Genomic DNA, 10,490 nt, shown 5'->3' on the forward strand with positions numbered 1-10,490 from the left:
ACCCTTGATCGAACGGGCAACGTCGGCACCGCAGGAAGGCCCCGGTCCGACCGGATCCGGCAGCCCAGCCACGGGGCCTTCCCCACCTTCGGCGCAACGAAAGATCACCCAAGCGGACCAGGGCGGACACGTTCCTCCACATGCGACCCTGGAGTGTGTGAGCACCACGCGAATCGGTTCGTTCAACGTGGAGAACATGTTCGAGCGCCCGAAAGTCATGGGCCGCAACGCGACCAGACACGCGGCCCCGATCCTGGCCGCCCACGCCCGTTTCAACGAACTCATCGCCGCCGAGACCTACCTGCCGGAAGTCAAGGAAGAGCTCAAGGAACACCTGGCGACGCTGGAGTTGCTCAGGAGCGACCGCAGCAAGTACGCGATCCTGCGGCGCATCCGCGGCCGTTTCCTCGCACGCCACCGCACCGGCGAAACCTCAGTCGTGGCAGGCGGTCGCGAGTCCTGGGTCGGCTGGGTCGAGCTCACCACCGAACCCATCAGCGAACTCGCCACCCGCCACACCGCACAGGTGATGCGCGACGTCGGCGCCCACGTCCTCGGCGTGGTCGAGGCCGAGTCGCGCGAACTGCTGCACATGTTCTCCACCAGCATGCTCAAGCACGTCGGCTGGACCCCCTACGAGGAGGTCCACCTCATCGACGGCAACGACGAGCGCGGCATCAACGTCGGACTGCTGACCCGGGACGAACATCAGGTCATCACGATCCGCACGCACGTGTACGCGAAGGACAGCTCGGGCGTCATCTTCTCCCGCGACTGCGCCGAATACCACGTCCGCACCCCGACCGGCCCCGAGGTCGTGCTCCTCGTGAACCACCTGAAGTCCAAGGGTTACGGCGCACCGGGCGACCCGATCGGCGCCCGCCGCCGGTTCCGCCAGTCGGTCCGCATCGCCCGCATCGTGAACCGGCTGCGCGACGAGGGCCACGAGTACATCGCGGTCGTCGGCGACCTCAACGACACCGCGGACAGTGAAGCGCTGCGCCCCCTGTTCCAGCGCACGGGCCTGCGGGACATCAGCGAGCACGAGAACTTCGACTGGGACCACCGCAGGGGCACGTACCGCGGCGTGAACGAGAAGGGCAAGATCGACTACGTCCTGCTCACCCCCGAACTGTTCGCGAAGGCCACCGGCGGCGGCATCTTCCGCAAGGGCGTGTGGCGCGGCCCGCGCACGAAGAACCGTTGGGACGTCTACGAAACCATGACGAACGAGGTGCACGCGGCCAGCGACCACGCCGCGATCTACGCCGACATCGACTGGACGCTCTAGACCAGCTCGACGGTCACCTCGACGACATCGCCCGGCTCGACCTCGTTCTTCCTGCGCACCGCCGCCTTGATCGGCAGCACGTAGCAGCCGGACTGCTTGTCCGGGAACACCGACGTCGACCAGGTGCTCACACCGACCCCGGCGCGCACCTTGACCGCGCCGAAGCCGGCGCCGGGCGTGGCGATGTCGCGGATCTGGTCCGAGACGTCCTCGGGCAGCGTCACGAAGGTCCACGTATCCGTGCGGCGGGCGTCCCAGATCCAGAGTTCCGCGTCGAAGACGAACATCGGCCCATTCTCACAGAGGCGCGCTGACGAAGTGCCTGTCGAACGACGTCACCGCCGGTCACCTCGCCTGCATCTCGATCACTCACCCATTGTGGTGACGAAGGCCACCGACCATTTCGGTCGGTAAACCTACCGAATCGGTCGGTGAACGCCGTAAAGTCGACCGCATGCCACGACAGCCCAGGACCGGGGTCGACGAGACCATCCTCGACGCCGCCGCCGCGCTCTTCGCGCGGCACGGGTTCGAGCAGACCTCGTTGAAGTCGCTCGCGGACGCTGTCGGCCTGTCCAAGGCCGGTCTCCTGCACCACTTCCCGAGCAAGGACGCTCTCTTCGAAGCTGCGTGGGAGCAGAGCCGCGTGCTCACGATGCACGTTCTCGACCTGGTCTCGCCGTTGCCCGCCGGGCCTGAGCGGGATCGGCGGGCGCTGGAGCTGCTGACCGACCACGCGCTGGACCGGCCGGGACTGGTCTCACTGCTGTTCCGGACGATGACGGCACCGGGTGAGGACCCGCAGCAGGCGCAGGACGAGCTGCTCCTCAACGAGATGTTCGTGATCGACCCCGAGAACGAACTGCCCCGCGCGATCCGGATCGTCGGCGCGCTGAGCGCCATGGCCGTGCTCACCCTTCTGGCCAACCAGGAGGGTGACAAGACGACCTGGCGTCCCTTGATCCTCGCTACCTGCTACGACGCACTCGGGCACCAGGAGGCCTGACCATCATGGCGAAACTGCTCTACAAACTGGGAATGGGCACCTACCGGCGCCGTCTCCCCGTCGTCCTGATCTGGCTGCTCGTGCTGATCGGCACCGGCGTCGGCGCGTTCACCCTCGGCGGTGAGACGTCCAACTCGATGTCCATCCCCGGCCAGGAGTCGACCACCGCCCTGGAGCGCATCCAGGAGAAGTTCGGCTCCGGTGAGACCGCGTCGGCCAGGGTCGTCGTGCAGGCTCCGGACGGTCAGAAGCTGCCGCAGCACATCAAGGCGATCACCGACCTGGTGGCCGACGAGTCCGCGCTGAAGGGGGTGCGGTCGGCGACGAACCCGCTCGACCCGGCGGCGCCGAGCGTCAACGCCGACGTCAACGTCGGGTACAGCACCGTCACCTACGACGTGAAGCCGGGTGAGGTCACCGACGAGCAGCGCGCCGAGCTGACCAAGGCCGTCGACAAGGCACGCGCCGCCGGCCTGACCGTCGAGGTCACCGGCACCGCGATGCAGGAGACGCCGCACGTCGGCGGGCCTGCCGAGGCCATCGGTGTCGTGCTGGCGCTGGTCGTGCTCGCGCTGACCTACGGCTCGCTCGTGACCGCGGGCATGAACCTGCTCAGCGCCGGTATCGGCGTCGGCATCGGCACGCTTGGCATCACGATCGCCAGCGGGTTCATGGACCTGCAGTCGACCACGCCGATCCTCGCGTCGATGCTGGGGCTCGCGGTCGGCATCGACTACGCGTTGTTCATCATCAACCGCTTCCGTCAGGAACTGCGCCGCGGCTCCGACGTGGGCCACGCCGTCGCGACCGCGGTCGGCACCGCCGGTTCCGCCGTCGTCACCGCCGGGCTCACCGTGGTGATCGCGCTCGTGGGCCTCGCGATCGCGGGCATCCCGTTCCTCACGCAGATGGGCGTCTCCGCCGCCGCCACGATCGTCGTCTCGGTGCTGATCGCCATCACGCTGGTGCCCGCGGTGCTGAGTCTGCTCGGCCGCCGCGTGCTGACCCGCAAGGAACGCGCGGCCGACGCCTCGGAGCCCAAGGACCGCGGTGTCATCCGCGCCTGGGGTGGTGCGATCACCCGCAACCGCGTCCTCGCGCTGCTGCTCTCGGTCGTCGCGCTCGGCATCGTCGCGATCCCGGTGGCGTCCATGGACACCACGCTGATCCAGAAGCCGCCGGCCGGTTCCACGCAGGAGCGCGCCGACCAGATCCTCGCGAAGGGCTTCGGCGAGGGCTTCAACGGCCCGATCATCGTCCTGTTCGAGGGTGAAGGCGCCGCCGCGACGGCCACCGAGGCGTCCAAGCCGATCGCGCAGCTGTCCGACGTCGCCCTGGTGACGCCGGCCCAGCCGAGCCAGGACGGCAAGTCCGCGCTCGTCACCGTGATCCCGAAGTCCGGCCCGGACACGGTCGAGACCGAGAAGCTCGTCGCCGACCTGCGCGCCGAACTGTCCGGTGTGGAGGGTGGCAGGGCCTACGTCACCGGTGCCACCGCGGTCAGCGTCGACGTGGCCACGTCCCTGGACAAGGCCCTGCCGATCTACCTCGCGGTCGTCGTCGGCCTCGCGCTCGTGCTGCTGATTCTGGTGTTCCGCTCGCTGCTCGTGCCGCTGGTCGGCGTGCTCGGCTTCCTGCTGACCATCGGCGCGTCGCTCGGTGCCACGGTGGCGGTGTTCCAGTGGGGCTGGCTCGCCGGCGCGGTCAACCTCGACAGCACCGGCCCGCTGATCAGCCTCACGCCGATCCTGGTGATCGGCATCCTGTTCGGCCTCGCCATGGACTACCAGATCTTCCTGGTGTCCCGGATGCACGAGGCGCACCACCGCGGCGCCAAGCCCATCGAGGCCATCACCACGGGCTTCCGCCAGGCCGCCCCGGTCGTCGTGGCCGCCGCGCTGATCATGTTCTCGGTGTTCGCGGGCTTCGTCCCCGCCGGCGAGGCGACCGTGAAGTCGATCGCCTTCGCCCTGGCCGTCGGCATCTTCGTGGACGCGTTCGTGGTCCGCATGGTGCTGGTGCCGGCCGCGCTCGCCCTGCTCGGTGAGCGCGCCTGGTGGCTGCCGAAGTTCCTGCGCTGGCTGCCGGAGCTCGACGTCGAGGGCACCGCGCTCGACGAGATCGAGAAGAAGGACAAGGTGGAGCCGGTCAGCGTCGGCTGATTCCGCTCGAAAAAGGTCCGTCACACCCGTGACGGACCTTTTTGCGTTTCAACGGTCAGGCCACCTGCCCGGCGCGCAACGATGAGTCGCTCTCGGTGAACTGGCGCCGCACCCAGCGGGCGACCGTGCGCGGCGGCGGGTCCACGGCTCCACCCAGGTGTGCCACCACGGTGAGTTCGGCACCGTCCTCGACGGCGATCGCCCACCCGTGGCACTCGGTCCACAGCAGTGCGACGTCGCGGTCGGGATGTCCGGGCAGCCGGCCGTCCACGGCGATGTACACCCGCAGCGGCTTGAGCTGGTCCACGCACGAGGACTCACCGCTCAAGCCCAGCTCCCGCGTGACCCTCAGCGCGTAGTCAAGCGCGATCACGTCGTCACCGCCCTCCATCCACCGGGGTAACAACGCCGACTGCTTGACGCAGGACGTGGTTACCCCGGTAGGAGGAACGCAAACGCGAACTCGGTTACTCGCCGCCGAAGTCGTCGAACGCGTCGTCCATCATCTCGCCGACCACCATGCCGCCGACGACACCGGCGGCACCGGCCGCGACGACCGTGCCCATGCCCATGCCGCCCCGGCCGTGGTGACCGCCGTGGTGACCGTGCTGGCCGTGGCCATGCATGCCGCCGCCACGCTGCGCCACCTGGGCCAGCCATCCGTTGATGGACGTCGCCCAGTCTGCGACCTGCGCCTCCTGGTGCGAGAGCCGGAAGTGACCGAACGCGTCACCGCCCGACGAGAACATCCCGCCGCGCCGGTCGGCCTCCAGGATCACGAACAGCTCGTGCGGCGACGCCACGAACGTCAGCTCGACCTGCTGGACGGCACCGGCGAACTGGGCCGGCGGGAAGAACTCGATCTCCTGGTAGAAACCGAGCTCCTGCGGAACGCCGTGCAGACGGCCGGCCTCGACGTCCGCGCTGCGGAACGAGAAACCGAGCTGCCCGAACGCGTTCAGCACCGCGTCCTGCGACGGCAGCGGGTGGACCAGCACGGGGTCGAGGTCGCCCTTGTCCGGCGCGCCCGCGATCACGAGCTCGGTCCGCACGCCCACGGTCATGCCGGGCAGCTGGCCGCCGCCGACCGCCGTGATGGGGGTCTCCCACGGGATCGGCAGCTGGAACGGGATCGCGACCAGCTGACCGGCCCCGACCCGCACGCCCTGCTGCACGACGACCCGCAGGAACTCCGAGACGCCGCCGTACTCGTGGTCACCGTGCTCGACCTCGACGCGGGTGACGAGCGACAGCACGACCTGGCCGATCTCGGCGTCCGCGCTGCCGCCCTGGATGCGCACCTGTCCGGTGACGAGCTGGCCGGGCGTGGCGTGCGGCGAGTCCAGCACGGTGTCGACCGACGGGCCGCCGACGCCGAAGGCGCTGAGCATCCGTTTGAACATGTGTGTTTCCTCCCTGGGAAACTCCGGTCAGCGGACGCCGGCCGGACGGGTGTCGGTTTCGTCCTCGAAGTCGCCGATCAGCTCTTCGAGGAGGTCTTCGAGTGCCGCGATGCCCAGAATCTCGCCATCGGCGACCAGGGCTAGCTGTGAGCGTTCCGCCCGCATCGCCGTCACGGCCTGGGCCACCGGCATCGACGCGGGCAGCGTCAGCACCGGACCCATCAGCTCGCGGGCCGACGGGTCCTCGCCGCGGGCCGTGGCGCGCATGGCCTCGCGGATGTGCACGAGTCCGACGTAGTCACCGCGCAGGCCGATGACCGGGAAGCGCGACCGTCCACACTGGAGGCTGCGCTGCTCGATCTCCCGCGCGGTGGTGCGCTCGGTGACCGTCGACGTCTCCGCGATCGGCACCATCACCTCGCTCACGGTCGTGCGCTGGACCTGCAGCATCCTCGTCAGCAACCGTTGCTGGGCCTCGGGGATCAGGCCGTGCTCGGCGGACTGGCGCAGCAGCATCCGCAGGTCGTCCGGCCGGTGCGCCTGCGCCAGCTCGTCCTGCGGCTCGACCTTCATCAGGCGCAGCAGCGAGTTCGTGACGCCGTTCAGTCCACTGAGGAGCCAGCGGACCGAGCGGGCGAACGCGCGGAACGGCAGCGCCAGGATCAGCGCGGACCGTTCGGGGTGCGAGATGGCCCACGACTTCGGGGCCATCTCGCCGACGACCATGTGCAGGAACACCACCAGCATCAGGCTGATCGCGAACGCGATGCCGTAGGCGAACGCCTCCGGCAGGCCGGTCAGGCGGAGCGCGGGTTCCAGCAGGTCCGCGACGGCCGGCTTGGCCAGCGCGCCGAGACCCAGGGTGCACAGCGTGATGCCGAGCTGGGCGCCCGCGAGCATCAGCGACAGCTCGCGGACACCCGCGACGGCGGCGCGCGCCGCGCGTGAGGTCTCGGCGGCCTGCTCCAGCCGGTGCCGCTTGGACGCGATCAACGCGAACTCGGCGGCCACGAAGAAGGCGTTCAACGCCAGCAGTACAACGGAAATGGCGATGCTCATCGGGACAACACCACCGAGTCGGGCACGTTGCGCGCCACCGTCGTGACCACCAGTCGCACGCCGTTCAGCTCGATCTCGTCGCCGGCCTCGGCGACCCGGCCCAGCTGGTGCAGCACCAGACCGGACACCGTGTCGTAGGCGTCGTCGGCCGGGAGTTCCACGCCGGTGGCGTCCTCGATCTCGTCCAGCCTCATGCGGCCGGGCACGCGCCAGGCGTCGCCGACCTTCTCGATCATCTCGGCCACCCGGTCGTCCTCGTCGTGGATCTCACCGACGAGCTCCTCGGCCAGGTCCTCCAGCGAGATCACGCCGGCGAACCCGCCGAACTCGTCGACCACGCAGGCGAGCTGCCGGCGTTCGGTGCGCAGCCTCTCCAGCACCGCGGGCAACGGCAGCGTCGCCGGGACGACGAGGGCGGGTGAGGCGATCTTCTTGATGGCCACGGACGCCCGCTGCTCGGGCGGCAGCGTCAGCACCTCGGCCAGGCCGACGACACCGCGCAGGTCGTCCAGGTCCTCGCCGACCACCGGGAAACGTGAGTTACCGGTCTCCAGCAAGGAGACCACGCGCGCGGCGGGTTCGTCGGACCGTACGGTGTGGACGTTCACGCGGGGCGTCATCGCCTGTTCCGCGACGAGTTCGCGGAATCCGATGCCGTGCTCCAGCAGGCGGGTCAGCTCGGGGTCGAGGTGTCCCTGTTCCCCGGCGTCCTCGACAATCTGCCGGAAGTCCTCGGGCGTCGCGCCCTGGGGCAGTTCCTCGACGGGCTCGATGCCGATCGCGCGCAGCAGCCGGTTCGCGGCCGCGTCGAACAACCGGATCACCGGGCCGGCGATCTTCAGGTAGACCAGGGTCGAGGAGCTCAGGGCCAGTGCCAGCGTCTCGGGCCGCGCGATCGCGAGGTTCTTCGGCAGGAGCTCACCGAGCACCATCTGCACGAAGGTCGCGAAGACCAGCGCGATCACCATCGAGCCCGGCACACCAAGGCCCGTGCCGAGCAACGGCTCGGCGACGTATCCCACGAGCAGCGCCGTCACCGTGATGCCGAACTGGGCACCGGACAGCATGAACGAGAGCTTCTGGGTCACGCGGTAGGCACGGTCGGCGGCCTTCGAGCCGCCCTCGGCCAGCTGCTGCAGGCGGCCGCGATCGACCGCCATGTACGCGAACTCCTGCGCGACGAAATAACCGGTGGCCACGGTGAGGGCCACGATGGCGAGCAAGCCGGATGCGATCAACAAGACGCACCCGGCCCAGTACTACAGCCGTCTACATCGGCTTCTTCGGACATGTACCAACAGTAGCACGTAGCACTGTATGGTTCATGGTGACGGGAGGTCACCGCCATGTCCGAAGCACTGCTGAAGATCGGCGAGCTCGCCGCCCGCGCCGGCGTGAGCATCCGCACCGTCGACTACTACACGACGCTGGGCCTGATCAGCCCCGCCCAGCGCACCGCGAGCAACTACCGCCTCTACCGCGGCGACGACGTGGAGCGCATCCACCTCGTACAACGCCTGGAGGTCCACGGTCTTCCCCTGGAGGACATCGCCCGCGCGTTCACGGCCGCTCCCGCCGACACCGCGGCGGTGCTCGGGCAGATCGACACGGACCTGCGCACGCTCCAGGAAGCCGCGGACGCCGCGTCCCCGGCGATGCACGGCCTGCTGTCGGTGATCGCGAACCGGGTCCACTCGCTGATCACCATCGCGCTGCAGCTGCCGCCCGACCTGCCGATGTAGTTATGGTCGGGGGCATACCTCGGGAGGCGCGGTGGGGCTACGCAGCGAGCACTGGTACGCAGGTCAGGACCGCAACGCCTATATCCACCGCGCCTGGATGCGGCGCGGCACCCCGGACGACGCCTTCGGCCGTCCGCAGATAGCCATCGCCAACACCGCCTCCGACCTCACGCCGTGCAACGCGCACCTGAACGAGGTCGCGAAGTCCGTCTCGAACGGCGTGTACGAGGCGGGTGGCATCCCGCTCAACCTGCCCGTGGTCTCGCTGGGCGAGACCAATGTCCGCCCCACCGCGATGCTGTGGCGCAACATGGCCGCGATGGCGGCCGAGGAGATGCTGCGCGCGAACCCCGTCGACGGCGTGGTGCTGCTGGGCGGGTGCGACAAGACGATTCCGGCACTGCTGATGGCCGCCGCGTCCGTCGACATCCCGGCGGTCGTGCTGCCGGGCGGGCCGATGCTGACCGGCACGTTCCGCGGCACTCCCCTGGGCTGCGGCACGGACGTCTGGCGGCTGTCCGAGGAGGTGCGCGCCGGCACGCTGTCGCAGGAGGCGTTCGCCCGCTCGGAGTCGGCGATGATCCGCAGCCGCGGCCACTGCAACACCATGGGCACCGCGTCGACGATGGCACTGGTCGCCGAGGCGCTGGGCACCGTCGTCCCCGGCGTCGCGGGCATCCCGGCGCCGGACAGCAGGCTGCTGGAGGCCTCGCACGGCACCGGCAGGCTGGTCGTGGAGCTGATCGAGCAGGACCGCCGGCCGAGCACGTTCCTGACCAGGGCGTCGTTCCACAACGCGATCGTGGCGCTGGCGGCGATCGGCGGCTCGACCAACGCCGTGGTGCACCTGCTCGCGATCGCGGGCCGGCTCGGTGTCGGCCTGACGCTGGACGACTTCGACCGGATCGGCTCGGGCGTGCCGTTGCTGGTGGACCTGCAACCGGCGGGCCGGTTCCTGATGGAGGACTTCCACCGCGCCGGCGGGCTGCTGGCCGTGCTGCGGGAAGTGCGCGACCTGCTCGACCCCGCCGGGCTCACGGTCACCGGCCGGCCGCTGGTCGACCACCTCGGTGACGCGCCGACCTGGGATCCCGAAGTGATCAGGAGCAGGTCCGCGCCGATCATCGCCGAGGGCGGGATCGCGGTGCTGCGCGGCAACCTGGCGCCGTCGGGAGCACTGATCAAACCGGCGGCGGCGTCGGCACACCTGTTGCGGCACCGCGGAAGGGCCGTGGTGTTCGACAGCATCGAGGACTTCCACGCCCGCGTCGACGACCCCGGCCTCGACGTGGACGCGGACTCCGTGCTGGTGCTGCGGGGCTGCGGCCCGCGCGGCTATCCGGGCATGCCGGAGGTGTCCAACATGCCGTTGCCGAAGAAGCTGCTGGAACAGGGCGTGCGCGACATGGTCCGGATCTGCGACGGGCGCATGAGCGGCACGGCCTACGGCACCGTCGTCCTGCACGTCGCACCGGAGGCGGCGGCGGGCGGGCCGCTCGGGCTGGTGCGCACCGGCGACGTCATCGTGCTGGACGTCGAGAACCGCAGGATCGACGTCGAGGCGCCGGGCTTCCTGTCCCGTACCCCGAACGCCGCTATGACATCGGCGTTCGCGTCACCGAGGCGAGGCTGGGAACGGCTCTACGTCGACCACGTCCTGGGCGCCGACACCGGAGCGGACCTGGACTTCCTGGTCGGTTCCAGCGGCAGCGAAGTCGCCCGCGAATCGCACTAGTGCGGGTGCTGGTGCTCCTCGACGTGACCCGCGTCGTGGACGTGCGCGTGTGAGTGCGTTTCGCCGCCGTGCGTGTGGGTGTGCTCATGCTC

The 10,490-nt window shown here is 69.6% G+C and carries 10 protein-coding genes; 5 read left to right on the plus strand and 5 right to left on the minus strand.

Translation table 11 applies throughout. The annotated features are described in order from the left end of the window. The first annotated feature begins 157 nt into the window (after positions 1–157). Positions 158–1,291: an endonuclease/exonuclease/phosphatase family protein gene (locus tag BLR21_RS07380; protein WP_218130783.1), complete on the plus strand. Its 1,134-nt coding sequence runs from the start codon at positions 158–160 to the stop codon at positions 1,289–1,291. Here BLR21_RS07380 and BLR21_RS07385 read toward each other — a convergent pair. Continuing rightward, positions 1,288–1,578: a DUF1905 domain-containing protein gene (locus BLR21_RS07385; RefSeq protein WP_090004912.1), complete on the minus strand. Its 291-nt coding sequence runs from the start codon at positions 1,576–1,578 to the stop codon at positions 1,288–1,290. The genes BLR21_RS07380 and BLR21_RS07385 overlap by 4 nt on opposite strands. Before the next feature lie 167 nt (positions 1,579–1,745). Here BLR21_RS07385 and BLR21_RS07390 point away from each other — a divergent pair, with 167 nt between their 5' ends. Further along, the gene (locus BLR21_RS07390; RefSeq protein ID WP_090004913.1) at positions 1,746–2,297 is read left to right on the plus strand and encodes a TetR/AcrR family transcriptional regulator; all 552 of its coding nucleotides are present in this window, start codon (positions 1,746–1,748) and stop codon (positions 2,295–2,297) included. Positions 2,298–2,302: 5 nt separating this feature from the next. Continuing rightward, positions 2,303–4,459, plus strand: a complete 2,157-nt coding sequence (locus tag BLR21_RS07395) for an MMPL family transporter (protein WP_090004914.1) — start codon at positions 2,303–2,305, stop codon at positions 4,457–4,459. Between the two features lie 55 nt (positions 4,460–4,514). Here BLR21_RS07395 and BLR21_RS07400 read toward each other — a convergent pair whose 3' ends face one another. The 4 genes from BLR21_RS07400 to BLR21_RS07415 all read right to left on the minus strand — a co-directional run bounded on the left by BLR21_RS07400 (position 4,515) and on the right by BLR21_RS07415 (position 8,159). After that, positions 4,515–4,832, minus strand: coding sequence for a DUF6292 family protein (locus tag BLR21_RS07400; protein WP_143027639.1), 318 nt, complete (start codon positions 4,830–4,832; stop codon positions 4,515–4,517). Between the two features lie 94 nt (positions 4,833–4,926). Continuing rightward, positions 4,927–5,862 carry a sporulation protein gene (locus BLR21_RS07405; protein WP_090004916.1) on the minus strand — a complete coding sequence of 312 codons (936 nt, stop codon included), beginning with the start codon at positions 5,860–5,862 and terminating at the stop codon, positions 4,927–4,929. Between the two features lie 27 nt (positions 5,863–5,889). Further along, on the minus strand, positions 5,890–6,921 hold the full coding sequence (locus BLR21_RS07410) for a hemolysin family protein (RefSeq protein WP_090004917.1): 1,032 nt from the start codon (positions 6,919–6,921) through the stop codon (positions 5,890–5,892). Beyond that, a complete protein-coding gene (locus BLR21_RS07415) occupies positions 6,918–8,159 on the minus strand; it encodes a hemolysin family protein (protein WP_256334534.1) in 1,242 nt (413 codons plus the stop codon). Before BLR21_RS07415 ends, BLR21_RS07410 begins: the two co-directional genes overlap by 4 nt. Before the next feature lie 108 nt (positions 8,160–8,267). Here BLR21_RS07415 and BLR21_RS07420 point away from each other — a divergent pair, with 108 nt between their 5' ends. Beyond that, positions 8,268–8,663: a helix-turn-helix domain-containing protein gene (locus BLR21_RS07420; RefSeq protein WP_090004919.1), complete on the plus strand. Its 396-nt coding sequence runs from the start codon at positions 8,268–8,270 to the stop codon at positions 8,661–8,663. Between the two features lie 31 nt (positions 8,664–8,694). Next, positions 8,695–10,398, plus strand: coding sequence for an IlvD/Edd family dehydratase (locus tag BLR21_RS07425; RefSeq protein WP_090004920.1), 1,704 nt, complete (start codon positions 8,695–8,697; stop codon positions 10,396–10,398). Positions 10,399–10,490: the final 92 nt, after the last annotated feature.

It is taken from the genome of Lentzea albidocapillata subsp. violacea (genome assembly GCF_900100275.1).
Classification (GTDB): Bacteria; Actinomycetota; Actinomycetes; order Mycobacteriales; family Pseudonocardiaceae; genus Lentzea; species Lentzea violacea.

Bases quoted from the DNA above. Each gene is read 5' to 3' on its own strand.
- BLR21_RS07420 (WP_090004919.1), top strand. From the start codon at position 8,268: ATGTCCGAAGCACTGCTGAAGATCGGCGAGCTCGCCGCCCGCGCCGGC.
- BLR21_RS07390 (WP_090004913.1), top strand. From the start codon at position 1,746: ATGCCACGACAGCCCAGGACCGGGGTCGACGAGACCATCCTCGACGCC.
- BLR21_RS07395 (WP_090004914.1), top strand. From the start codon at position 2,303: ATGGCGAAACTGCTCTACAAACTGGGAATGGGCACCTACCGGCGCCGT.
- BLR21_RS07405 (WP_090004916.1), bottom strand. From the start codon at position 5,862: ATGTTCAAACGGATGCTCAGCGCCTTCGGCGTCGGCGGCCCGTCGGTC.
- BLR21_RS07410 (WP_090004917.1), bottom strand. From the start codon at position 6,921: ATGAGCATCGCCATTTCCGTTGTACTGCTGGCGTTGAACGCCTTCTTC.
- BLR21_RS07385 (WP_090004912.1), bottom strand. From the start codon at position 1,578: ATGTTCGTCTTCGACGCGGAACTCTGGATCTGGGACGCCCGCCGCACG.